Origin of the sequence: Streptomyces sp. NBC_00286, from assembly GCF_036173125.1 — a bacterium.
Lineage (GTDB): Bacteria > Actinomycetota > Actinomycetes > Streptomycetales > Streptomycetaceae > Streptomyces.
The window spans coordinates 4,922,818-4,946,839 of record NZ_CP108054.1 but is presented as its reverse complement, the minus strand read 5'-3'; the positions used below and the strand labels follow the sequence as shown (position 1 = coordinate 4,946,839).

The window sequence follows — 24,022 nt, the reverse complement described above, 5'->3', positions numbered from 1 at the left end:
GAGTCCGACATGAGCGCCACCGATCTCACGGATCTGCGCACTGATCAGCCGCACAGCGCCCGCATGTACGACTACTACCTCGGGGGCCGCGACAACTACGCCGCCGATCGCGCCGCAGCCGGCCGGGCCATCGCCGCCTTCCCGAGCATCATCGTCATCGCCCGCACCAACCGGGTATGGATGCACCGAGCCACCCGCTACCTGGCCGAACAAGGCATACGCCAGTTCCTGGACATCGGCACAGGCATCCCCACCAGCCCGAACCTCCACGAAATCGCCCAGCAGGTCGCACCCGACTCCCGTGTGGTCTACGTCGACCGCGACCCGGTGGTCCGCGCCCAGTCCGCCCGCCTCCTGAACGGCACGCCCCAGGGCCGTACGGCATACGTGGAGGCAGACGCCGCCGACCCCACCACACTCCTAGCCTCCCCGGCCCTGACCGCCACCCTCGACCTGACCCGCCCGATAGCCCTCAGCCTGAACGCCGTCCTGCACTTCTTCCCCGACGCCCGAGACCCGTACGCCCTGGTCACCCACCTGACGACAGCCCTGGCCCCCGGCTCCCACCTGGTCCTGTCCCACGTCACAGCAGACTTCGACCCCGAGGGCATAGCCCGAGCGATCCAGGTGTACGCCTCCGCCGGCATCCCAGCGCAAGCCCGCACGAAGCCAGAGGTCGAACGCTTCCTGGACGGCCTGGACCCCATCCCGCCCGGTGTGGCCCTACCCCACCACTGGAACACCGACGGCCAGGCCGAGTCCAGCAGAGTAACCGCCGACATCTCGGACGCCGAGGTGTCGTGCTACGTCGCGATGGCCCGCAAGCCGACATGACGATCACGTACGAGTGGCGGGGCGACTTCGACAACACGGCTCTCAATGCGTTACATGCGGCGGGGTTTGGCTATCAGACCTTGGATGTCGATTGGCTGGCCAGGGTGCGGCGGCACAGCCTTGGTTGGGTCTGCGCTCGCTATGACGGTGACCTCGTCGGCTTCGTGAACGTCGCGTGGGACGGCGGCGTCCACGCGTTCATCCTGGACACCGTGGTCGCACTCGGCCACCGCCACTCCGGGATCGGAGCGGGGCTCGTCGCCGAGGCCGCCCGACAAGCCCGTACGGCCAAATGCGAATGGCTGCACGTCGACTTCGAGGACGACCTGCGGTCGTTCTACTTCGACGCCTGCGGGTTCAAGCCGACGACCGCGGGTCTCATCGCGCTCTGAGCTGTGGCGGTCGACCGCGGGTGCGGTTGGGGAACCTGTCGGGGCCGGGCACCCGGGTATGCGGTCGCGGGAATGTGACAGTGCGACCCTTCACTGTCACATTCCCGTGAGTGGGCCCCTGGCTGGGGAGGGTTCGCACCCCGTCCAGGCACGACAGGGGCCGCTCGGTCGGGGGGGCCTGCGGAGCTCAGACGGGGAACGTGTCGTGATCAAGGACGGGGCCCGGTGAGGTCTTTGACCCAGATCTACTGATGTCACAAATCGATTCGCCGGCTCGTCATCCAGAGAACGGCATTCCACAACGGGGCGCCCAGCAACATCGCCCCCACAGAGCGGAGAGACCGTGTTCGTCGCCTTCGTCACGGTCACCATCCTCGGCGCGGTCTTCAACGGTGCCGCCGCCGTCACGTACCTGATCGGCCATGAATACCCCAAGACCCAGGCGGACATGAAGGGCATACCTCGGAAGTATGTACCGGTGCTGGGCACGTTGCTGGCAGTGGGCACCGTGGGGCTGCTGGCCGGGCTCGCCGTGCCGCTACTGGGAACTCTCGCCGCCTCCGGCCTCGTGCTGTACTTCATCGGCGCAATCGTCGCTCACCTGCGGGTGGGCTCCCGCAACATCGTAGGCGGGATCGCGTTCCTGGCCACAGCGGTGGCCGCCCTCACCCTGGGCCTGCTCTACCACGGCCCCTCGTGACCCGCGGGATCCACAAGTTTTGTGCCCGCCACCACAGTGGCCGTCGCCGTGGCGGAACCACGATGCAAACCTCGGGTGCCTGATCGGTGATGGTGTTCAGGGTCGTGATGAAGCGTCACGTGCGCTCGGGCGGTGGGCGTGGCAGTGGGCGTGCCCCGTGCGCTCGCACGTTCAGGTGATCAACCGGGATCGTGCTGTTGGGCGTACGGTTGCGCGCTTATCCAGGACCCATGGATGAAATCCGCACCGCAGCCAGCCCTCATCGTCCGTTCTCCCGGCGGGAGTTCACGGCCACCGTCACCGCCGTGGCCGGTACCGCCGCGACCGCGGCGGCGCTCGGTCCGGCCGCGGCGGGCGAGGCCGTCGCGGCGCCCGCTCAGCCTCAACATGCGCCCGCCGGGCCTCAACAGGCGCCTGCGCCCTGTCCGCCCAGATCCACCGCCGACTGGGCCACCTGTCTCGCCGTCGCCCGTGCGCTGCTGGTCGTCGACGACGACAACCGGGCGCTCGTGCCGACGTACGAGAAGATTCTCGACTCCGGTCTGCCTCGGCCGAAGACCAAGGACCCCAAGAAGGTCCTGGTCGTCGGTGCGGGCCCGGCCGGGCTTGTGGCGGCCTGGCTGCTCAAGCGGGCCGGGCACGACGTCACGCTGCTGGAGGCCAACGGCAACCGTGTCGGGGGACGTATCAAGACCTTCCGCACCGGCGGGCACGAGCAGGCGGCGCAGCCTTTTGCCGATGCGCGGCAGTACGCCGAAGCCGGGGCCATGCGGATCCCCGGCAGCCATCCGCTGGTGATGAGGCTGATCGACCAACTCGGGCTCGAGAAGCGGCGGTTCCATCTCGTGGACGTCGACGGTGAGGGCAAGGCCGTCAACAACGCCTGGCTGCACGTCAACGGCATTCGCGTACGCCGCGCCGAGTATGCCAAGGCGCCGCGGAAGGTCAACCGGTCCTTCGGGGTGCCGCGGAAGTACTGGGACACGCCGTCCGCCAAGATCCTGCGCGACGCCCTCGACCCCGTACGGGACGAGTTCAGTACGGCCGGTCCTGACGGCAAGCGCGTCGACAAGCCCATGCCTGAGCGGGTGCGCGGCTGGGCGCGGGTGATCCAGCGGTACGGGGACTGGTCGATGTACCGGTTCCTGACCGAGGGGGCAGGCCTCGACGAGCGCACCATCGATCTCGTCGGCACCCTGGAGAACCTGACCTCACGGCTGCCGCTGTCCTTTGTGCACAGCTTCATCAGCCAGTCGCTGATCAGCCCGGACACCGAGTTCTGGGAGCTGGCCGGCGGCACGGCGACGCTCCCGGACGCACTGCTGCGCGAGGTACGCGACCTGCTGCGCCTCGACCGGCGCGCGACGCACATCGAGTACTGGGATCCGGACCGGCAAGATGACCTGTCACACGTCCGCGCCGGTGGCCCGCGCGTATGGATCGACACCGTGTCCGAGGGGCGCGACGGCAAGGTCGTACGGGAGGAGTTCACCGGTGACCTCGCGATCGTCACCGTGCCGTTCTCCGGGCTGCGGCAGGTGCAGGTCCGCCCGCTGATGTCGTACGGCAAACGCCGTGCCATCGCCGAGCTGCACTACGACAGCGCGACCAAGGTGTTGCTCGAATTCGCCCGTCGCTGGTGGGAGTTCGAGGAAGGTGACTGGAAGCGGGAGCTCGAGGCCGTACGTCCCGGGTTGTACGAGGAGTACCGGCGCGGGAAGGCGCCCGCAGACGGGAGTCTGCTGGGTGCGTACCCCTCCGTCCCCGACGGGCACATCAGCGACGCCCAGCGCGCTTACTACGCCGCCAACCGCTGGGCCGGCCGCGACCAGCCCGAGGCGGCGCACATCATCGGCGGCGGTTCCGTCTCCGACAACTCCAGCCGCTTCATGATCAACCCCTCCCACCCGATCCCCGGCAGCAAGGGCGGCGTCGTCCTCGCCTCCTACAGCTGGGCCGACGATGCCTCCCGTTGGGACTCCCTCGACGACGACGCCCGCTATCCGCATGCGCTGCGCGGACTTCAGCAGGTGTACGGGCAGCGCGTCGAGGTCTTCTATACGGGAGCCGGGCGCACCCAGAGCTGGCTCCGCGACCCGTACGCGTACGGCGAGGCGTCCGTTCTCCTGCCCGGCCAGCACACCGAACTCCTCGCCGCCATCCGCGCCCCCGAGGGGCCGTTGCACTTCGCCGGCGATCACACGTCGGTCAAGCCGTCATGGATCGAGGGGGCGTTGGAGTCGGGCGTACGGGCGGCGCTTGAGGTGCACCTGGCCTGACTGTTCCGTGTGGGTGGGGAGGCTGTTGCAGGGAAATGTGACACTTGGCCCCTCAAGTGTCACATTTTCGCGCAACAGCCTGCCCACCCCCCCGGCTCGCGACTCAGCGGCGGCGCATCAGGATCGCCGTGAACTGCTGGGACGTACCCCAGGGGGTGACGTGTTCTTCGCCCGCCGTGTCGACGAGTTCGTAGCCGGGGAACTCGGCGGCCAGCTCGGTGTGCGTGTAGCGGACGATCGGGAGGCCGCTGCAGGTGGTGGGGCCGTCGGGGCCGAACGTCGCCACTACGAGCGAGCCGCCGGGGCGCAACGACCGGTTCAGGGAGGTCAGGTAGTCGGCGCGTTCGTCGGGCTCGGTGAGGAAGTGGTAGACGGCGCGGTCGTGCCACAGGGCGTACTCGCGGCCCATGCGCAGGTCGAGGACATCGGCCACGGTGAGGGTGACGTCCGCGCCCGCCGGGCCGAGGCGGTCGCGGACCGTTTGGAGGGCGGTGGTGGACAGGTCCACTGCCGACAGGTCGCGGTAGCCGTGTTCGAGCAGGTGGTCCACCAGGGTCGACCAGCCGGCGCCCACGTCGATGATCGGCTCGTCGAGGCCGACTCCGGCCTTGTCGACCAGGCCAAGGGAGAGTCCCGGGACCGACTGCCACCAGGAGACTCCGTCGACGTCCTTGCTGTGGTGGACGCCTTCCCAGAAGTCCGTCCGGGCCGCCGGGTCCTCGGGGCGCTGGATGCCGTGGCCGGTGCCGTGGCTGGTGCCGTGGCTGGTGCCGTGGTCGGTCATGGTTCGACCGTAGACCGGGTGGGGCTGCCCCGGCAGCCCGGACGGGCGCCGTCATGGTTCGGTAAGGATCTAGCCACTGCCCGTCGTGCCCGGCCATGGCTACGGTCGGAACCATGGTCGAACTGACAGGCCCGGACCGGGCGTCCACTTCGCCGACTCCCCTCGGCGCAGTCGACGCCCTGGTCGACGGCGGCGACATGGACTGCGGCAGCGGTCTGCTGCTGCTGATCACCCGCGCGATGCGGCGCCTCGAGCCTGGTCAGCGGCTCGGCGTGCGCAGCGCCGAGGCGAGCGTCGACGTCGATCTGCCGGTCTGGGCCGAGCTGGTCGGGCATGACGTCGTCACCCGGGTGGCCGAGTCGGAGCAGGGGCCTTGGTGGTTCGCCGTGAGCAAGGCCGGCGGGGGAGGCGGGAGCGGGCGTACGGAGCAGCCGGGCACCGTTTTCAGCCAGGGCGAGCGGACACCGGTCGGCCGACGCCTGTGGATCTACACCAACTTCGACTGCAACCTCGCCTGCGGCTACTGCTGCGCCGAGTCCTCCCCGAAGGCCGCCGCCCGGCGCTTCCAACCGGCTCTCGCCACCGAGGTGTTCGAGGAGTTCAGGGCCCAGGGCGGTCGCGAGGTGTTCCTCACCGGCGGCGAGCCCTTCATGCACCCGGAGCTGGACTCGCTCATCGAGGCGGCGGAGGGCCTGGAACGTACCGTCCTGACCAACGGAATGATCTTCGCGAAGGGCACCCGCCGCAAGACCCTCGAAAGCCTGGACCGCGACGTCGTCCTCCAGATCAGCCTCGACTCCGCCACCCCCGAACTGCACGACCGGCAGCGGGGCGCGGGCTCGTGGGCGCGCGCATTCGACGGGATCGAGCTGGCCCGTTCGCTCGGGTTCCGCGTACGAGTGGCCGCCACGCTGTACGACGAGGACCCGAAGGGTGCCGAAGCGCTGCACCGGCGCCTCGACGACGCCCGGATCGCCCCGCCGGACCGGATCATCCGGCCGGTGGCCCAGGAGGGCTTCGCCGACACGGGCGTACATGTGGCGCTCGAGAACCTGGAGCCCGAGCCCACGCTCACCGTGGACGGCGCCTGGTGGCATCCGGTGGCGGTCACCAACCCGCATCTGCGGATCGCCGACGCCCCGTTGCCGCTGGCCGAGGTCTTCGGAGTCGTACGGGACACGCTCGCCGTCCAGGACGCCGCCGACCGGTCGGGACGAGAGGTGTTCCGCTGTGCCTGATACGAGAACGCGTACGCCCGGGCTCGCGCCCCTGCGCTGGCTCCTCGCCCCCGCGACCGACCCCGTCCCTCGTCAACAGGCCGTCGCCGCCGCCTTCCTGCGCATCCTGCTCGGCCTGATGTGGCTCTACAACGTGGCGTGGAAGCGGCCGCCCGACTTCGGGGAGAACACGAAAACCGGGCTCTACAAGTTCACCGAGTTCGCCGTGAACGACCCGGTGTTCCCGCCGTACAGCTGGATCGTGGAGCACGTCGTACTGCCCAATATCGAGGTCTTCGGGTGGGGGGTGCTCATCGCCGAGACCGCGCTCGCGGTGCTGCTGCTGACGGGTGCGTGGGTGCGGCCTGCCGCGCTGCTCGGCATCGCCCAGTCGCTGGCCATCGGGCTTTCGGTCGCCTATGGGCCGCACGAATGGCCATGGGCGTACTGGCTGATGATCGGCGGTCATGTGGTGATCCTGTTCTCCTCGGCGGGGCGGGTGTTCGCCGTCGACGCGGTGCGTTCGCGCGTGGGTTCCGCCCGGGGTCTCGGCCTGGTGTGGGGCGCGGTCGCGGTGATCGCGGGCGCCGTCACCGTGCTGGGCACGGCGGGCGACGATCCGCTCGACCCGCGCGGCTACATCCTCGGGTCCGCCGATCCGTCGGTCAGCCTCGGCGCGTACAACCTCGTCGGCGGCCTTGTGCTGTTGGTGGCCGGCGCGTCGGTGCTCGTGGCCACGTTCGGCCGGGTCGCCTTCCTCGGCTGGGTGGCGGCGGTGGTCGGGGTGGGCGCCGCGCTGTCCCTGTACGCGCAGATCGGTTTCACCGACCCGTCCCTGGGTGGCACCGCGACTTCGGCGGCCTTTCTGCTGACGCTCGCTGTGGTCGGCGGGACGGTCGCCGCCGCGCCGGGACGGGCGTCGCCGTCGCCCCGTGACTGAGCCCACTCAGCACCATCAGGAACGTCAGGAAGGCCAGGAAGTGTCCATGCCGGTACGACCGTTGACCCGCCGTACGTTCCTCCTCGGCGCCGGAGCCACCGGAGCGACCGCCCTGCTGAGCGCCTGCGGGGGCAGCGCGAACGGGAGCGGCAGCGGGTCCCGCTCGCGGCAGCTCGGGATCTCCGCCATCCCCGACCAGGACCCCGAGTTGCTGAACCGGCTCTATCCGTCGGTGGCCGAGCGGTTCGCCGACGCGACAGGGCTCAAGGTCGCCTATCGCCCCGTCACCGACTACACCGCCGTGGTACGGGCCTTCGAGATCGGCGACATCCACCTGGCCTGGATGGGCGGACTGACCGGCGTCCAGGCGCGCGAGCGCGTACGGGGCGCCGACGCCATCGCGCAACGCGATATCGACGCCGATTTCCACAGCCTGTTCATCGCCCACAAGGACTCGGGGCTGCGGCCGTTCGCGAAGGCGGACGGACTGCGCGGCCTCGCGGGGCACACGTTCAGCTTCGGCAGCGAGACGTCCACCTCCGGGCGGCTGATGCCCCAGTACTTCATGCGGCAGGCCGGGCTAGAGCAGAGCGAACTGCGGGGGAAACCGGGGTTCTCCGGCTCCCACGACGCCACCATCGAGGTCGTCGCGCAGGGCAGCTTCGAGGTCGGCGCCGTCAACGAGCAGGTGTGGAAGGCCACGGTCGAGGCGAAGGAGGTAGACCTGAGCAAGGTGGTCGTGCTGTGGCGCACTCCTGGTTACGCCGACTACCACTGGCTCGTACGTCCCGATCTCGACGACACCTTCGGCGCCGGTACGCGGAAGAAGGTGCGCGACCTGCTCCTCGGGCTCGACGAGCGGAAGCCCGAGGACGCCGAGCTGCTGAAGCTCTTCGGCGCCAAGTCCTTCGTACCGGCCAGGAATTCGGCGTACGACCGGATCGAGGACGTGGCCCGTGAGCTGGGGCTGCTGCGATGACTTCAGGTGTGCCCGTCGCTCAACTCCGCGGTGCGGGGCGCCGGTTCGGCTCGCATGAGGCGCTGCGCGAGCTGGACCTGACGATCCATGCCGGGGAACGGGTCGCCGTGCTCGGTACGAGCGGCGCCGGCAAGAGCACGCTGCTTGCCCTGCTGGGCGGCTCGCTGGAACCGACCACGGGCACGGTGGAGGTCTTCGGTGAGGACCTCGCGGGCCTGACTGCCGCGCGGCGACGGCTCCTTCAGCGGCGTATCGGCTCGGTGAGCCAGCACCTCGCCCTGATCGAGCAGGTCCGGGTGCTGCACAACGTCAACGCGGGCCGGCTCGGCCAGTGGAGCACCGCCCGCGCGCTGGCCTCGCTCGTCTGGCCGCGCTCGCTCGACGTCGTCCGGGACGCCCTCGACCGGGTCGACCTGGGCTGGGCCCTCCACGAACGCACCGAGCGCCTCTCCGGCGGCGAACGGCAGCGGGTGGCGATCGCCCGGCTTCTGGTGCAGTCGCCGGAGTTGGTGGTGGCCGACGAGCCGGTCTCCAGCCTCGATCCGGTGCGGGCGGCGGGGATCCTCGACCTGCTCGGCGCCAGTCCCAGTACGTCGTCGACGGTACGGACGCTGGTCGTCAGCCTCCATCAGCCCGCGCTCGCCCGCGAGCACTGCACGCGCGTGGTGGGCCTGCGCGAGGGCCGGATCGTCCTCGACCGTCCGGCCGCCGAGGTGCAGGACTCGGCCCTGCACGATCTCTACGAGCTCGTATGACGCTCCAGCTCGACGCCCCGCCCACGCCACCGGCCGAGTCTTCGTCCAGGCCGGGGCGAAAGGCCGTGAGCGGGAGGCGAGTACGGCTCCGAAGGCTCGTGACGGTGGTGGCCGTGGCCGCGCTGCTGGTCTGGGCGACGTGGCGCGCCGTCCCCTCCGGTGGCGAGTTGGTCAACCGAGGCGGGCTCGCCCTGCTCGACGATGTCGCGGCGAGTGCGCTGCATCCCTCCCTGGAGGGCGAGTTCCTCAGGGTGGTGCTGGAGGCGACGGCGACGACGTTGGCTCTGGCGTTGCTCGGGACGGTGGGGGCGCTGGTACTGGGCCTGGTCGGGGGCCTGGTGCTGAGTGATGTGGCGTGGGGTGGCGGCCGTCTGCCGTGGCCGGTAGGTGGGGCGCGGCTGGTTCTGCGCGGCGTACTGGTGGCCGTCCGCTCGGTGCACGAGCTGGTGTGGGCGTTGTTCTTCGTCAGTGTGCTCGGTCTCGATCCGCTCGTCGCCGTTCTGGCGCTCGCCCTGCCGTTCGGTGCGCAGAGCGCCCAGGTCTTCGGGGAGACCTTCGACGCGGTACCGGACGCCCCGCTGCGTTCGCTGCGCGCGGCCGGCGCCAAGCGGTGCTCCGCACTGGCCTACGCCCTGCTGCCCGCCACCGCCCCGCTGCTCCTGTCGTACTCCTTCTACCGGTTCGAATGCGCCCTCAGGTCCGCGGTCGTGCTCGGGGTCGCGGGCGTGGGAGGGCTGGGATTCGAGCTGACGGTGAGCCTTCAGTCCCGTAACTGGGACGAGGTCTGGACGCTGGTCGCGGCCCTGCTGGCACTCGCGGCGGTCGTAGAGCTGTGGAGCAGCCGCGTGCGAGCCGATGTCGCGGTGGTGACGTGTGCGGACTGGTCGGTGGGGCGCGAGCGTTCGCGCGGGGCGAGCGGGTCCGTGGGACGCGGGCGCTCCGGCGAGGCGGGCCGGTGGGTCGGGCTCGGGCGGTCCGGTGAGGCGGACGTGTCAGTCGGCCGCGACCCGTCCTGCGAGGCGCGCGGTTCCGAGGGACGCGAGCGTTCGCGCGCGGCGGGGCGGTGGGTCGGGCGCGGGCGCTCTGGCGAGGCGGGCCGGTCGGTCGGGCGCGCCCCGTCCTGCGAGGCGGGCGGTTCCGAGGGACGCGAGCGTTCGCGCGCGGCGGGGCGGTGGGTCGGGCGCGGGCGCTCTGGCGAGGCGGGCCGGTCGGTCGGCCGCGACCTGTCCCACGAGGCGGGCGGTTCCGAGGGACGCGAGCGTTCGCGCGCGGCGGGGCGGTGGGCCGGGCGCGGGCGCTCCGGCGAGGCGGACCGGTCGGTCGGCCGCGACCTGTCCCACGAGGCGGGCGGGTCCGTGGGGCGCGAGCTCTCCCGCGCCGCGGGCCGGTCGCGTTGGGGGCGGCGGCTGCTGGCGGCCATCGGGCACGAGGCAGGGCGGTCGCCGCGTGGCCGGTCCGTGGGGCGCGAGGCCGCCCGCTCGTCACGCGGCCTGTCCCGTACGACCCGCTGGTCGCTCGCCCTCGTGGTGCCGGCGATCGCCGTCGCCTGGTGGTGGTCCGGCCTCTCACCGGCCGGACTCGCCTCGGCCCGCACCCGCGAACTCGGCGGCCGGCTGCTCTCCGACCTGTGGCCGCCCGCACTCCCCGAAGGCGGCTGGCGGGCGCTGACCGGCGCCGCCCTCGACACCGTGGCCATGGCCGTACTCGCCATGCTCGTCGCGGTCGTGATCACCCTGGTCGTGGGCCCCTGGGCCACCCGACCGCGAGCCGACCGACGCGGCGCGAAGGGGCGAGCGGCGGCAGTCTGGGCCCGGCGGGCGGCGTGGTGGACCACCCGCCTCCTGCTCCTGATCCTGCGGTCGATCCCCCCGACCGTATGGGCGATCGTCGCGTTGCTTGCGCTGTTCCCGGGCGTACTGCCCGGCGCCCTCGCCCTCGGCCTCTACACCGGCGGCATCCTCGCCCGCCTCGTCGCCGAAGCCTGGGAAACCATGGACCTGGCCCCCCGCGATTCCCTGCTCGGCGCCGGCGTCCCCCGCGCGGTCGCGGCCGTCGCCACCATGGCCCCGCCCTCCGCGAACCACCTGATCACCTACACGCTCTACCGCTTCGAGATCTGCGTACGCGACACCGCCGTGGTCGGCGTCGTGGGCGCCGCGGGCCTCGGCGTACTCCTCGGCGACCGCCTCGCGTCCTTCGACTTCCCGGTGGTCACGAGCGTCCTGCTGGCCTCGCTCGTGCTCAGCGTCGGCGTCGAACTGCTGGGCCGCCGACTGCGCCGTGGCCTCCGGGCCTGAGCCCACGCCACCTGCACGACCTTCCGCACAACCCTCTGCACAACCCTCTGCACAAACTTCTGCACAAACTTCGAAGGATCTTCGCAACCGCGTATCCCCGCTGCACCCCGCCGTATGCCCGTCACGATCCGGAACCGATGGAGCCGCTTGCCCCTGTCAGTGCTCTCGCCGATACGGACCGTAGCCCCTACACTGCGCCGTTCCGGCCCGAAAAGGTGAGTGTGCGCACCTTTGGCATATGCCGCCGTGGGTGCGCTCGTCGCCGTATCGCAGGGAGAAAGTGCATGATCACCCTGACCATCCCAGCCATGATCACCTTTGGAGTATTTCTGATCGCGATGGTCATGATCGGGGTGATGGCTCATGGAGAGACCAGCACCTTCGAAGACTTCTCCGTCGGCGGACGCCGGCTCAGTGCACCGGTGGCGGCCCTGTCCGCCGGAGCGAGCGACATGTCCGGCTGGTTGTTCCTGGGCCTCCCCGGCGCCGTGTACATGACCGGGATAGGGGCGACATGGATCGCCGTAGGCCTGATCATCGGTACGTATCTGAACTGGCGGCTCGTCGCGCCCCGCCTGCGCACCTACACCGAGCAGGCCGGTAATTCCGTGACCTTGTCCTCGTATCTGGAGGAACGTTTCGAGGACCGCAGCCACGTGCTCCGCTCGCTCTCGGCCGTCGTCACGGTCGTGTTCTTCACCGTCTACGTCGCCAGCGGCCTGGTCGCCGGCGGCCTCCTCTTCAACGAGATCTTCGGCGCCGACTTCGAGACCGGGCTCACCATCTTCGCCGTGGTGATCGTCGTCTACACCATCCTCGGCGGCTTCACGGCCCTGAGCATCACGCACTCCGTCCAGGGCGCCCTGATGTTCCTCGCGGCGGTCGCCCTCCCTCTGATCGCCCTCTGGAAGGCAGGCGGCCCCGGCGCCCTGAACGACGCGATCCGCGACGCGAGCCCGGCGCTGCTCGACCCGGCCGCCGAGGCATCGTTCGCGGACAACGTCTGGACGACCGGCGGCCCGCTCGGCACCATCGCGATGATCTCCCTCCTCGCCTGGGGCCTCGGCTACTTCGGCCAGCCCCACATCCTGAGCCGCTTCATGAGTATCCGCAGCACCGCCGACATACCCCGGGCCCGCCGGCTGGGCGTGAGCTGGGCGGCCGTCGTACTGGCGGGCGCCTCGTTCATCGGCCTGGCCGGGATCGCCGTACTCCCCGACCCCCTCGACAACCCCGAGACCGTCTTCATCGAACTGGCCACCCGCCTCGTCAACCCCTGGATCGCCGGAATCCTGCTGGTCGCGGTACTGGCCGCAATCAAGTCCACCGTGGACAGCCAACTCCTGGTCTCGGCCACCTCCCTCACCGAGGACTTCTACCGGGCGTTCATCAACCGCCGGGCCTCCGACACTTCGCTCCTGCTCGTCGCCCGGCTGAGCGTGGTGGCCGTCGCAGTCGTCGCGTACGTCATCGCCCTCAGCGGCGGCGCGGTGCTCGACATCGTCGCGTACGCCTGGGCCGGCTTCGGCGCCGCCTTCGGCCCGGTCGTCCTCCTCTCCCTGTACTGGCCGGGAATGACGGCGGCCGGAGCGAAGGCCGGCATGGTGACCGGCGCCCTGACGGTCTTCCTGTGGGACGACATCGACCCACTCCTCGGCCCGCTGGAGACGGGCATCTACGAGATGGTGCCGGGTGTGCTGGCCGCCACGGCCGCGGCCGTCGTCTTCGGCCGGTACGCCGGTCGTACTCCGGCCCGCACCTGGAAGGGCACGATGGAGCATGCGACGCCGCTGCCGCGGGTGGGGCAGCCGGAGACGGCGACGGCTTATGACGCGACTCAGGGTTACGGAGCGGGGGGTTACGGCTCGGCGGGTGGGTACGGTCCGGCGGGCGGCTACGGCACGGGGGCGTACGGGACTCCGGGCTACGACGCACCGGACTACGGTCCTTCGCAGGGGGCGCCGCAGAGTCAGGACTGGTGGCGCTCGTAGCGTTCTGCGCTGATACGGGAACCAGCTCGGCGAGGGCGCAGTCCCTGTCTATACGGGACTTATCGGTTCACGGCGCACGGGGGAGAAGCGCTGATGAAGCTCAAGCGGCCCTCACTCGATGATGCCTTTTTTGCCCTGCTCGGCGTGGGGCTTTTCGCGTTCATCGTGCTGGCCATCCTGAATGACATGGGGGTCATCGACATCTCCTGGCTGGACCTGGAGGGGTCGTCGTCCGGCGACAATCCCGGCGGGTACAACCAGGGCCCCAACAATGTGCCCGCTCGCCCGGGCTCGGGCGCCGGGGGCGCGCGTGGTCGCTGAGTACGTACCACTGCACCTGACGTGGGGTACCAGGGCGACGGCCTCCGGTGCCGTTCAAGTAGGCGGCCGGGTCGTGGTGACGGCCTCGCCCACCCGGGCCTCGATGCACTCCTGCTCGCCGTCGGCCGACGCGGGCCGGAAGCAGGCGCGGACCGTGCTGCCGCGACGGACCTCGGTCATCTCCGTATAGATGAAGGTTGCCGCGTCGTCCTTGTTCTTGATGCGCACGCTGTGGGTCGGGCCGCCTGCCGTGACGTCCAGCCGGTCGCCGATCGCGGTCCCCCAGGTCCGGGCCCAGCTCGCGCCGCACTTCTTGCTGTGGCGCAGCTCGACGTATGCGCCGGTGGCCGTGCGGTGCGAGGCGAGGGTTTCGGGGCCGATGCCGCAGATCAGGCGCATCGGGTCCCGGCCCTCGCAGGCGGCTCCGTGGCATTCGGGAGCGAGGGAGAACGGAACGGAGGCCGGCGGCGGTCCGTCCTCCTGAGCCTCCGAGTCCGGCAACAGGAGGAACAGCAGGGCCGCGGCACCACCGACGATCACGGTGTACGCCGACGCCAGCGCCACCAGGAGCCTGCCCCTGTGGAGTCGCCGCCACCCGGTCCCGGCGGGCGGCGGCGACTCCTGCGGATGTGGCCGCGGCGACTCGTCCCCTGGAGGCTCGGGCGCGGGGGCCCCCGCGCGTCCGCTCCAGTGCGACTCGGCGATCTCCCACAGGGCCAGCAGCCGCCCGTCCGGTTCGTTCGCGAGTCGGCACAGTTCCTGTACGGCCTGGCGAGGAGGCAGGCTCTTGCCGTTGAGGTAACGCTCCCACGAGGACTTGCTGTACGCCGTCCGCTCCGCCAGCGCCGCCAGGCTCAGCCCCGCACCGGCCCGCAGCTCCCGCAGTGCCGCGGCCAGCCGGGTGTGTTCCGCGGTCACTTGGCATCCGCCGACCGCAGGGCCTGCCAGGTGGGCGGGTCGATGACTCCGTTCACGATCAGCCCGTTCTGCTTCTGCATGCGCTCGACCGCCCGCCGCGTCTTCGGGCCGAAGACGCCGTCGATCTCCCCTGGTGCGGTGCCCGCCCGGTCCAGCAGGCACTGCGCCTCGGCCACTTCGAGCCCCACTTGGGTGTTGGACAGGAGGATGTCCGTGGTCCGGCTCAGGCCCGCATACCAGCGGCCGTCACGCTGCTCAAGGCGGCAGGTGTAGATGACCGGCACCAGGGACGCCGACACGGTGGCCGGGGTCGTCGCGGCAACATCGCTGCGGTCGTTCGCTAGCTGGGCGCGGGCCTCGGTAAGTCGTACGGCCAACAGCAGTGCCGCGGAGACGGACAGCACCGTGACCACGGCTCCCGCCGCGACTGCGGCGCGCAGGTGACGCCGGTACGGCTGCTGATCCGTCGGCGGGTGTGCCGGTGTCGCGGCGACGTCCTCGGGGGCGTCGGTGGTGACCGCCCGTCCCTCCGCCCAGCGTTGGGCGGCGATCTCGTGCATCACCAGCAGCCGGGGCGGATCGTCACCGGCGACGCGGGCCATCGCCTCGACGGCCTCGCGGGGCGGCAGAGACCTGCCGTTCAGATAGCGCTGCCAGGACTTCGCGCTGTACCCGGTCTTCGCGGCCAGTTGACGGGTGCTCAGTTCGCTGCGGTCCTTCAGTCTGCGCAGTCGCACGATCAACTGGCGGACGTGTGGATGCAGTTCAGCAGGCAGCTCTTTCCAACGCGACATGTTTCCCCCGCTCGCGCCGGGGACCGCGATCCCGGCCCCCGTGTCCCGGGCTCATTCTGCATCAGCTGTCACGGGGATCACAGCGCAGGACCCCGCCTGCAAGTGGCGTTCTTCGGAAGGCAGTTCCGGAGAACGCCACTTGCGTGTGCGGCCCCGCCCTGGCGCCGAATCAGCCATTCCCTTTCGTGGCAGTCCCGCCGCAGGGACTCGGTGAGCGGCATCTCAGCAGGTCAGCGCGCGGGACGTCCCGGGACGAGGTCACTTCTCCGTCAGCTGTGGCCGGGCATGCCACCGAACCCGCAGTCTCGTTGCCGGAGCCGGCCGGTGCGGTCGGCTCCGCCCATCGCACGTCAATCGAGGGGAACAGCATGCGAACTCTCACGAAGGCACTCGTCAGTGTCACCGCCGCGATCGGGATCGCCGCCGGCGGCCTGGCCACCGCGGGCACGGCCATGGCGGCTCCCGCCTCCGCACAGCAGCAGGCGGCGAGCGCCGAGGTCGCGCCGCTCGCGGTGGTGAACCTGGGGTTGAACACCACCCGGGCCAAGCACTGGCAGTGCTTCCTGCGCGACGTGGATTACAACCCCGGCACGATCGACGGGCAGCTGGGCACCAACAGCTGGAAGGCGGCACAGCGCCTGTTCAGGGACCTCGGCTACTACAGCGACTCCATCGACGGAATCGTCGGCCGCAACACGGTTGTGGCGCTGCAGCTCTTCCTGAACCGCTTCGGCAACTACAACCTTGACGTCGACGGGAGCGCCGGACCGGAGACCAAGGACGCGTTCTGGGACTTCAACGGCCCGAACTTCTGCGCCTGAGCGAACGCCGCGGCCCGTCCTCCCTTCGGGGGAGAGGACGGGCCGCGTGCGTCCCCTCCGGTCCACCCAGTGACCCGGACGAAACCGCCTGGCTGGTCCCGGCCTTCACACCAACGCCGGGCCCGGCAGCAGTCCTTGCCGTCCTGATAACCCGTCAAGGGCCGCAGGCGGCACTCGATGAACGACAAGCATTCCAAGCCCGTCGGCCCACTCGGCTCGGCGTGCCACAGCAAACAAACGGAATACGGGGAACCATGTCTCTTCGCAGCCGACTCGCGCGCCGCGCGCGGGTCACTCTCATAGGCGTCGCCGCCGGAGGTGTCGCGGCCACAATCGCCGTCACACCGTCGTTCGCCGCCACCGACTCCTCGAAGCCGGCGACGGTCGCCGCCCAGAAGGAGACCGGCTACGGGCCCGAGCCCGAGGCCGACAGCAAGCTCGTCACCCAGTCCAGCGAGCTGTCGACCATGGCCACGGCCGCGGCGACGCTCTCGCCCGACACGATGATCAACCGGGCCCGTACCTGGCTCACGGCCAACAACGGAAGCCCGGTTCCCTACAGCATGGAGCGCAATTGGACGGACGGCTACCGCCAGGACTGCTCCGGCTATGTCTCCATGGCGCTCGGACTGGGGAAGCCCGGCCTGAACACCGTCGGGCTCGCCGACTCGAGTGTCACCACGCGGCTCAGCAGCACGAGTCAGCTCAAGAAGGGTGACCTGCTGATCGACTACAGCACCTCGGACGGCGACTTCCGTCACGTAGTGATCTTCGAGAAGTGGGCGAACGCGTCGCACAGCGCCTACTGGGCGTACGAACAGCGCGGTACGTACGGCACGACCCACCGGCAGCTCAAGTACGGGATCGGCAGCGACAACTACGACCCCTTCCGCCCGGTCAAGCTGGGTGATGGCGGTGGCGGTGGCGGCGGGGAGGCCCCGTCCCCCGGTGCCTCCTGGCCGATCCTCCAGAGCGGTTCCAAGGGTGCGGACGTACGGTCCGCCCAGCAGCTGCTGACCGCGCACGGCTACAGGCTCGAGGCCGACGGCATCTTCGGCCCGGACACCCGCTCGGCGGTGATCCAGTTCCAGAGGTCACAGTCCCTGGCCGCTGACGGCGTCATCGGCCCGGACACCTGGTCAAAGCTGATCAAGACGGTGCAGCACGGCTCGTCCGGCCAGGCGGTGAAGGCAGCGCAGACGCAGCTGAACGTCTACGGCTACGGCCTCACGGCCGACGGCGAGTTCGGCCCGAAGACGAAGTCGGCGACGGAAGCCTTCCAGCAGAACCACCACTTGCAGGTCGACGGCATCATCGGCCCGAACACCTGGCGCACCCTACTCGGCACCCGCTGACACGACCGCTCCCCCCGACCGCCCGACGGCTCCTTCCCACTGCACCCGCAGCGGGAAGGAGCCGTACCCGGTGGGGTTGCCGGGGCCATCCGACAGCTGCGCCTGCCTCGTACGCCGAACCTCCCCGGTCACATCCACGGACGTGACGGGGAGGTTCGGCGTATGGGCCCTCCGACCCGGCTGCTGTGGCGGTCAAGCGGGCCCGGCTCACGGGCGGTGCGGCTGGTGCGGGGACACCTCCGTGAGCGGCTTCGGCGCGGTCGTGGCCTCCGGCACGTAGCCGAGTCGGCCCCGGGTGGCGAGCAGCAGGACGAGGGCCGAGACGGTGGAGGTGAGCAGGAGGGCGTGGGTCGTGGCGTCGGCGGACAGGGAGGGGAACATGTCCGACCAGGCGATGGAGATGTAGTTGTTGATGCCGCAGTGCAGCAGCATCACCAGCGGCATGCTCCCGCCGGAGCGGTTGAACACCCAGGTCATGACGAAGCTGAGGGCGATCGCGGAGACCACGAACGCCAGCGGCTTCGTGGCGTCCACGTCCGGCCCGCCGCCCCAGTCGCTCAGGAACAGCGGCAGGTGCCAGCAACCCCAGAGGACACCGACGACGAGGGTGGCGATCACCGGGCCGTAGCGGCGCTGCATGCGCGGCATGGCGAACTCGCGCCAGCCGGGCTCCTCGGCGAGCCCTGTCGTGATCATCTGCAGGATCAGGCCGGGCAGGAACGCGGCCAGCACGATGGCGGACGGCAGTTCGGGGCCGCGGCCGGCGAGCGCGGCCGACGCCAGGATCAGCGCCGCGGGCACCGAGACGAGCACCACGGCGTACCAGCGCCAGCTGACCTTGAACTTGGTCATCCGCCGGCGCCAGGCCCGTAGTCCGTTACGTCCCTCGGTGACGCCGGTGACCAGCAGGGCCGACGCGATCGGCCCGAGGTAGGCGCCGGGCAGCACGCCGAGCAGTTGGGAGCTGCCGGCGGCCCCGGGGAAGGTGAAGTCCCAGACGCCCAGGCCGTTCTCGGACAGTACGTACGGTGTCCACGCCGCCCAACTCAACACATAGGCCAGCGAGAAGAACCAGGTCAACGGACGGCGACGGATGCTGTCCCGCAGACTGCCGCGGTCGCCCTCCGGGCCGGCGGGCGTCGGTCGGCTGGCGGTGGTGACGGGTGCGACCTGTGCTCGGGAACTCATCGCGGGGCCCCTTCGGAGACGGCTGATGTGACGTGTCCAGCACACCAACCACAGGCCCGCAGATCATTGCCGCGCACGCCCCAAGCAGGGGTACAGCAGGCACTACCTGGAGGGTGTGAGGCCTGGCGGACGGCCTGCTCGTACCGGCTAATCGATCACGGTCGTCTCCTGGTTGTAGCGAAACGAAATCGTTTCGAATCAGTAACCACAGGCCAGAGACAGTAATTCGTGTCAGATTCTTGACGTTCGTTTTGTATATGGCACATACTCCCCGGCATCGGTGACCTCCGCTCAAGAGCCGTACAGGATGGTGGTGGCAATGACGCCAGGAGACGTCCGTTCCAGAAGCCGCAGTGAACTCATGGTCTTGGGGCTGTGCTTCGCGGTGATCATGTTCGACGGGTATGACCTGATCGTTTACGGGGCCACGGTGCCGGCCCTGATGCAGTACGAGCCCTGGGGACTGACCGCGCCCGAGGCCGGGGTGATCGGCAGTTACGCCCTCGTCGGGATGCTGGTCGGCGCACTGGTCGCCGGTGTGGCCACCGACGCCGTCGGCCGGCGCAAGGTGATGCTGATCAGCGTCAGCTGGTTCTCGCTGGCCATGGCGGGCTGCGCGCTGGCACCGAGCGCCGAGCTCTTCGGGCTGTTCCGGCTGCTCGGCGGGCTCGGCCTCGGCGGTGTGATGCCCACCGCGATCGCCCTGACCGCCGAGTACTCGGCGTCCCACCGGCGCAGCCTGAACAACGCGCTGATGTTCGCCGGCTACCCGGTCGGCGGCATACTCGCCGCCACGCTGGCGCTGTCCCTCATGCCGGCGTTCGGCTTCCGGATCATGTACTGGATCGGCGCCGCACCGCTCCTGATCGTCGTCCCGCTCCTGTGGCGTCACCTGCCGGAATCCCTCAGCTACCTCGTCGCCAAGGGCCGTACGGACGAGGCCGCGCGACTGGCCGAGAGGCTGGGCACGCACGTGCCGGAGGCGGTGCCCTCCGCGCCCGGTGCACGCGCGAAGAGCCCGGTCGCCGTCTTGTTCAGCAGGCGCCACTTCGGGCCCGCCGTGCTCTTCGCGATCACCAGCTTCTTCGGTCTGCTGCTGGTGTACGGGCTCAACACCTGGCTGCCGCAGATCATGAAGTCGGCGGGCTATCCGCTGTCGAGCTCGCTGCTGTTCCTGGTGATGATGAACGTCGGCGCGGCGGTCGGATCCATCCTGGTGGCGCCGGTCGGCGACAGGCTGGGCATGAAGCCGGTGACCGCGGTGACATTCGTCGCGGCGGCCCTGTCCATCTCCCTGCTGAGCTCGCCGACGGCCTCCTGGGTGATGTACGGGCTTGTGGCGATCGCGGGGTTCGGCACCATCGGCACGCAGATCATGGTCAACGCGTATGTCGCCATGCACTTCCCGCCCGAGGTCCGCGCGACCGCGCTGGGCTGGACCCTGGGCATCGGACGGCTCGGCGCGGTCGTAGGACCGACCTTCGGCGGCATCCTGCTCGCGTCCGACCTGGCCACGGAGTGGAACTTCTACGCCTTCGCGATCCCGGCGGCCGCCGGGGCCCTCATGGTCCTCCTGCTCCCCAAGGGCCAACGGGCCGCCGCCCCCGCGCCGGACGCGGTGCCTGCACGGGCCTGACGTGAGTGACAAACGAACCGCCCCGGCTGCGTCCCCACGCAGCCGGGGCGGTTCGTTTACGGTCGCGCGGCGCTCATGCCTTGAGCAGCGCCGCCGTCAGCTCGTCGGGCCGCGTGAACTGGGCCTCGTGAGTGCCGGCGAACTCGATGACCGGGGTGTCGGGGCCGAGGCGCTGCGGGAAGCGGGGCGTCCAGCCGTACTCGCCGGGCGGCAGGGCCAGGTCTTCGGTGCCGACGACGTAGGACGCGGGGACGCCGAGCGCGGCCGGGTCGATGGGGGCGACCGTCTCGGTGAAGTAGCGCAGGGGCTGCGGCACCAGCAGTTCGTGGACCAGGCGCTGGGTGCTCTCGTCGCCGTCCTGCATGAAGGCTGCCGTGAAGACCTCGTACGGGAAGACGATGCCGTCGTTGCCGGAGGCGGCGGCGGCCTGGCGGAACATTGCGGTGTAGTGCGGCGGGACCTCGTCCAGCAGGCATCGCCCCTCCGCCGGGACGAACGCGCTCCAGTAGATGAGCTTGCGCAGTCGCGGGGCCAGTCGCGGTGCCGCGGCGGTGAGCGGGTAGCCGCCCCAGCTGTGTGCGACCAGGGTGACGTCGCGCAGGTCGTGCCGTTCGACGAGGTCGACGATGAAGTCGCCGACGTCGGCCAGGCTGTGCGCGCGGGGGTCGGCGCCGTCGGTGAGGCCGGGCAGGTCAGGGGCCAGTACTCGGTGACCGGCGGCGCGCAGCCGTTCGGCCACCAGACGCCAGGTCCAGCCGCCGTGACTGGCGCCGGAGATGAGAACGAAGGTGTCTGCCATGGCGTCTCCTTTGACGCGAAGGGTGCCGCCACGGTGACGGCCGTCGTATGGGTGAAATATCCTTCGCTTGTGAGACGATCGTCAAGAGGTTGACACGTATAGGGGCAGGGCCCGCAGGGGTCCGAGGAGGTGCTTGTGAAACCGCGGTCGCTGGTCTTCGACTTGTTCGGCGACTATCTGCGCTATCGGGGCGGCGAGGCCCGGCTGCGTGCTCTGGTCGCGCTGATGGACTGCTTCGACGTGCCCGAGAGCACGGTCAGGGTGGTCGCCGCCCGGATGCGCAAGGAGGGCTGGCTCGATGCCCGAAGGGAGGGCAGGGAGACCGTCTACGTCCTCACCGACGCCTCGTGGCGGCTCCTCGACGAGGGCCGGGAACGGATCTTCGCCCGGGCGCCCGGGCCCTGGGACGGGCAGTGGCACATGGTCATCTACTCGGTGCCCGAGGCCGACCGGGCGCTGCGCGAGCAGCTGCGCAAGAAGCTGTCCTGGCTGGGCTTCGGCATGCTGTCGGCGTCGGTGTGGATCAGTCCGCACGACCGGATCGCGGAGGTCAGGGAGAGCTTCGCGAACGAGTCCGCGGTACGGATCGACGCGCTGCACGCCCGTTCCGAGTCCGCCGCGGCAGACCGGGACATGGCGGCCAGGTCCTGGGATCTGACGGGCCTGAACAAGGAGTGCGGCGAGCTGCTCGACCGCTACCGGCCCCGCCTCGCCGACTACCGCGCCGGGGTGCCGCGCGGCCGGGACGCGCTGGTCGAGCGTATGCGCCTGGTCCACGACTACCGCCTGCTGCCGTTCCGGGACCCGGACCTGCCTCCCGAACTGCTCCCCGAGGACTGGGCCGGCCGCCGCCTCCACGAGGTGTTCCTGGAGGCCCATGGGTTGCTGCGGGCGGAGGCGGAGGGCTACGTCGACGAGGTGATCGGCGCGGCCGGCGGCTGACCGGGTGCGCGGCGGGCGCTCCAGGGCTGGGCGGCGGCGGGTCGAGGGGCGGTCCGCGCGGGCTGCGTCGCCTGTGGCGCAGAGGTGCGTCGGCGAAGAAATGCGTTTCAGAATCTAGACGGCCGTTATTTCAATGTCGTACGTTGGGCTCAGGTATCCCGAAGGAGTGAGTCCACCCCGTGACGATCACCGACGAACGCGCCGCGCTGGAGAGGCTCTACGCCGACTTCGAGGCCGCGCATCTGACACCCCTGTGGACCCAGCGCGAGGGTCTGATGACCGAGCAGCCGCGTCCGGACGCCGTGCCGGCCCTGTGGCGCTGGTCGGTGCTCCACCCGCTCGCCGCGCGCAGCGGCGACCTGGTCCCCGTGGGCCGGGGCGGCGAGCGGCGGGCGATCGCGCTGGCCAATCCGGGCCTGCCCGGCACCGCGTACGCCACCCCCACCCTGTGGGCCGCGATCCAGTACCTCGGCCCCGGTGAGGAGGCCCCGGCCCACCGGCACACCCAGACCGCGTTCCGCTTCGTGGTGGAGGGCGAGGGCGTGTGGACCAACGTGGAGGGCGACCCGGTGGCGATGTGCCGCGGCGACCTGCTGCTCACGCCCGGCATGCACTTCCACGAGCACCACAACACCACCGACCGCCCGATGGCCTGGATCGACGGCCTGGACATACCCCTCGTCCGCCAACTGGACGCCGGATTCTTCGAGTTCGGCCCGGATCAACTGGGCACCCGCGCCACCCCGGCCGCCTCCCGCAACGAACGCCTGTGGGGCCACCCGGGCCTGCGCCCCGTCGGCGCCCCCGCCACGCCCTCCTCCCCGCTCATGGCCTACCGCTGGGAGCACACCGACGCCGCGCTCACCGCCCAACTGGAGCTGGAGGACGAGGGCTACCCGGGCGTGGTGGACCCCGGCCACGCGGTCGTACGGTTCACCGACCCGGCCACCGCTCGGGACGCGCTGTCCACGATCCGCACCGAGATGCACCGGCTGCGCCCCGGCGCCCGTACCGCGACGACCCGCGTGGTCGGCTCCTCGGTGTGGCAGGTCTTCGACGGCACCGGCACGGTCGAGGTGGGCGGCGAGCGCTACGACGTCGCCAAGGGCGATCTGTTCGCTGTCCCCTCCTGGGCCCCGCTGACCCTGTCCACCGACAGCGGCCTGGACGCCTTCCGTTTCTCCGACGATCCCGTCTACGAGGCGATCGGTCTGGCCCGCACGCACCGAGAGGAGCCTTCCGCATGAGGCTCGCGACCATCCGTACGACCGAGGGCACCCGGGCCGTCCGTATCGACGACGACTTCGCCGTCGAGCTCGGCCACCCCGACCTGGGCGCGCTGCTGCGCCGCCCCGGCTGGCGGGCCGAGGCCGCGAGCGCCGACGGTCCGCGCCACGAACTGACCGCCGTGGACTACGCGCCGCCGGTCCCGTCCCCCGAGAAGATCGTGTGCGTCGGGCTCAACTACCGCAACCACATCCTGGAGATGGGCCGCGAACTGCCCGAACACCCCACGCTGTTCGCCAAGTTCGCCCGCGCCCAGGTCGGTGCGTACGACCCGGTGGCGCCGCCCGCCGGATCCGACGCGGTGGACTGGGAGGCCGAACTCGGCGTGTACATCGGCACCGAGGTCCGGCACGCCACGCCCGAGCAGGCCCGCGCCGCGATCGCCGGATACACGGTGGTCAACGACGTGACCGCGCGCGACTTCCAGTACCGCTCTCCGCAGTGGCTGCAGGGCAAGACCTTCGAGGCGAGTACGCCGGTGGGGCCGTGGCTGGTCGTCACGGATGAAGCGGACACGGATGAACAGCAGCCGTTGGCACGGGAGTTGACCTGTTCCGTCGACGGGGAGCTGATGCAGAAGGCCGACACCGGCGACCTGGTCTTCGACCCGGCGGCCCTGGTGGCGTACATCTCGCGGATCGTCACCCTCGTCCCCGGCGACCTGATCGCCACCGGCACGCCCGGCGGTGTCGGTCACGCCCGTAAGCCCCCGCGCTATCTGACCGAGGGCAGCGAACTGGTGACCCGCGTCGAGGGCGTCGGCGAGTGCCGTAACACCCTGGTGAGGGGCTGA

Annotated in this window: 22 protein-coding genes; 17 read left to right on the top strand and 5 right to left on the bottom strand. The window is 70.5% G+C overall.

Translation table 11 applies throughout. The annotated features are described in order from the left end of the window. Positions 1 to 9: 9 nt before the first annotated feature. The 4 genes from OHT21_RS22625 (at position 10) to OHT21_RS22610 (ending at position 4,205) form a co-directional block, all read left to right on the top strand. Positions 10 to 834: an SAM-dependent methyltransferase gene (locus OHT21_RS22625; protein ID WP_328770176.1), complete on the top strand. Its 825-nt coding sequence runs from the start codon at positions 10 to 12 to the stop codon at positions 832 to 834. Further along, on the top strand, positions 831 to 1,226 hold the full coding sequence (locus OHT21_RS22620; RefSeq protein ID WP_328770175.1) for a GNAT family N-acetyltransferase: 396 nt from the start codon (positions 831 to 833) through the stop codon (positions 1,224 to 1,226). The genes OHT21_RS22625 and OHT21_RS22620 overlap by 4 nt, the downstream gene beginning before the upstream one ends. A gap of 343 nt (positions 1,227 to 1,569) precedes the next feature. After that, positions 1,570 to 1,926: a DoxX family protein gene (locus OHT21_RS22615; protein ID WP_328770174.1), complete on the top strand. Its 357-nt coding sequence runs from the start codon at positions 1,570 to 1,572 to the stop codon at positions 1,924 to 1,926. Positions 1,927 to 2,156: 230 nt separating this feature from the next. Further along, entirely contained in the window at positions 2,157 to 4,205 is a 2,049-nt protein-coding gene (locus OHT21_RS22610; protein ID WP_328770173.1) for a flavin monoamine oxidase family protein, read from the top strand. A 103-nt stretch (positions 4,206 to 4,308) separates the two neighbouring features. On the opposite strand, the gene OHT21_RS22605 is transcribed toward OHT21_RS22610, so the two are convergent. Further along, a complete protein-coding gene (locus tag OHT21_RS22605) occupies positions 4,309 to 4,989 on the bottom strand; it encodes a class I SAM-dependent methyltransferase (protein ID WP_328770172.1) in 681 nt (226 codons plus the stop codon). A 113-nt stretch (positions 4,990 to 5,102) separates the two neighbouring features. Between OHT21_RS22605 and OHT21_RS22600 the strand changes: the two genes are divergently transcribed. The 7 genes from OHT21_RS22600 to OHT21_RS22570 all read left to right on the top strand — a co-directional run bounded on the left by OHT21_RS22600 (position 5,103) and on the right by OHT21_RS22570 (position 13,489). Beyond that, positions 5,103 to 6,227 carry a radical SAM protein gene (locus tag OHT21_RS22600; protein ID WP_328770171.1) on the top strand — a complete coding sequence of 375 codons (1,125 nt, stop codon included), beginning with the start codon at positions 5,103 to 5,105 and terminating at the stop codon, positions 6,225 to 6,227. After that, complete coding sequence (locus OHT21_RS22595) at positions 6,220 to 7,146, top strand: Rv1678 family membrane protein (RefSeq protein WP_328770170.1); 927 nt, start codon at positions 6,220 to 6,222, stop codon at positions 7,144 to 7,146. Before OHT21_RS22600 ends, OHT21_RS22595 begins: the two co-directional genes overlap by 8 nt. A 46-nt stretch (positions 7,147 to 7,192) precedes the next feature. After that, on the top strand, positions 7,193 to 8,125 hold the full coding sequence (locus OHT21_RS22590; protein WP_328770169.1) for a putative selenate ABC transporter substrate-binding protein: 933 nt from the start codon (positions 7,193 to 7,195) through the stop codon (positions 8,123 to 8,125). Continuing rightward, the gene (locus OHT21_RS22585; RefSeq protein ID WP_328770168.1) at positions 8,122 to 8,880 is read left to right on the top strand and encodes a phosphonate ABC transporter ATP-binding protein; all 759 of its coding nucleotides are present in this window, start codon (positions 8,122 to 8,124) and stop codon (positions 8,878 to 8,880) included. Before OHT21_RS22590 ends, OHT21_RS22585 begins: the two co-directional genes overlap by 4 nt. A 65-nt stretch (positions 8,881 to 8,945) precedes the next feature. Further along, entirely contained in the window at positions 8,946 to 11,177 is a 2,232-nt protein-coding gene (locus OHT21_RS22580) for an ABC transporter permease subunit (protein WP_328770167.1), read from the top strand. 284 nt (positions 11,178 to 11,461) lie between these two features. Next, entirely contained in the window at positions 11,462 to 13,168 is a 1,707-nt protein-coding gene (putP, locus tag OHT21_RS22575; RefSeq protein WP_328770166.1) for a sodium/proline symporter PutP, read from the top strand. 93 nt (positions 13,169 to 13,261) lie between these two features. Beyond that, positions 13,262 to 13,489 (top strand): hypothetical protein, encoded by a 228-nt coding sequence (locus tag OHT21_RS22570; RefSeq protein ID WP_328770165.1) that lies wholly within the window; start codon positions 13,262 to 13,264, stop codon positions 13,487 to 13,489. Positions 13,490 to 13,543: 54 nt separating this feature from the next. Here OHT21_RS22570 and OHT21_RS22565 read toward each other — a convergent pair whose 3' ends face one another. Next, positions 13,544 to 14,407, bottom strand: a complete 864-nt coding sequence (locus OHT21_RS22565; protein WP_328770164.1) for a helix-turn-helix domain-containing protein — start codon at positions 14,405 to 14,407, stop codon at positions 13,544 to 13,546. Then, positions 14,404 to 15,201, bottom strand: coding sequence for a peptidoglycan-binding protein (locus tag OHT21_RS22560; protein ID WP_328770163.1), 798 nt, complete (start codon positions 15,199 to 15,201; stop codon positions 14,404 to 14,406). Before OHT21_RS22560 ends, OHT21_RS22565 begins: the two co-directional genes overlap by 4 nt. Positions 15,202 to 15,569: 368 nt before the next feature. Between OHT21_RS22560 and OHT21_RS22555 the strand changes: the two genes are divergently transcribed. Both OHT21_RS22555 and OHT21_RS22550 read left to right on the top strand, forming a co-directional pair. Continuing rightward, positions 15,570 to 16,022, top strand: coding sequence for a peptidoglycan-binding domain-containing protein (locus OHT21_RS22555; protein WP_328770162.1), 453 nt, complete (start codon positions 15,570 to 15,572; stop codon positions 16,020 to 16,022). Between the two features lie 254 nt (positions 16,023 to 16,276). Beyond that, positions 16,277 to 17,377 carry a peptidoglycan-binding domain-containing protein gene (locus OHT21_RS22550; RefSeq protein WP_328770161.1) on the top strand — a complete coding sequence of 367 codons (1,101 nt, stop codon included), beginning with the start codon at positions 16,277 to 16,279 and terminating at the stop codon, positions 17,375 to 17,377. 207 nt (positions 17,378 to 17,584) lie between these two features. Here the strand turns inward: OHT21_RS22550 and OHT21_RS22545 are convergent, their stop codons facing one another. After that, positions 17,585 to 18,565, bottom strand: coding sequence for a CPBP family intramembrane glutamic endopeptidase (locus OHT21_RS22545; RefSeq protein ID WP_328770160.1), 981 nt, complete (start codon positions 18,563 to 18,565; stop codon positions 17,585 to 17,587). Positions 18,566 to 18,884: 319 nt separating this feature from the next. Here OHT21_RS22545 and OHT21_RS22540 point away from each other — a divergent pair, with 319 nt between their 5' ends. Beyond that, positions 18,885 to 20,201 carry an MFS transporter gene (locus OHT21_RS22540; RefSeq protein WP_328770159.1) on the top strand — a complete coding sequence of 439 codons (1,317 nt, stop codon included), beginning with the start codon at positions 18,885 to 18,887 and terminating at the stop codon, positions 20,199 to 20,201. Positions 20,202 to 20,274: 73 nt separating this feature from the next. On the opposite strand, the gene OHT21_RS22535 is transcribed toward OHT21_RS22540, so the two are convergent. After that, complete coding sequence (locus tag OHT21_RS22535; protein ID WP_328770158.1) at positions 20,275 to 21,000, bottom strand: alpha/beta fold hydrolase; 726 nt, start codon at positions 20,998 to 21,000, stop codon at positions 20,275 to 20,277. Positions 21,001 to 21,135: 135 nt separating this feature from the next. On the opposite strand from OHT21_RS22535, the gene OHT21_RS22530 reads away from it, so the two are divergent. From OHT21_RS22530 to OHT21_RS22520, 3 genes are all read left to right on the top strand, one after another. Then, complete coding sequence (locus OHT21_RS22530) at positions 21,136 to 21,942, top strand: PaaX family transcriptional regulator (RefSeq protein ID WP_328770157.1); 807 nt, start codon at positions 21,136 to 21,138, stop codon at positions 21,940 to 21,942. A 179-nt stretch (positions 21,943 to 22,121) separates the two neighbouring features. Continuing rightward, complete coding sequence (locus OHT21_RS22525) at positions 22,122 to 23,189, top strand: cupin domain-containing protein (protein WP_328770156.1); 1,068 nt, start codon at positions 22,122 to 22,124, stop codon at positions 23,187 to 23,189. After that, positions 23,186 to 24,022: a fumarylacetoacetate hydrolase family protein gene (locus OHT21_RS22520; RefSeq protein WP_328770155.1), complete on the top strand. Its 837-nt coding sequence runs from the start codon at positions 23,186 to 23,188 to the stop codon at positions 24,020 to 24,022. Before OHT21_RS22525 ends, OHT21_RS22520 begins: the two co-directional genes overlap by 4 nt.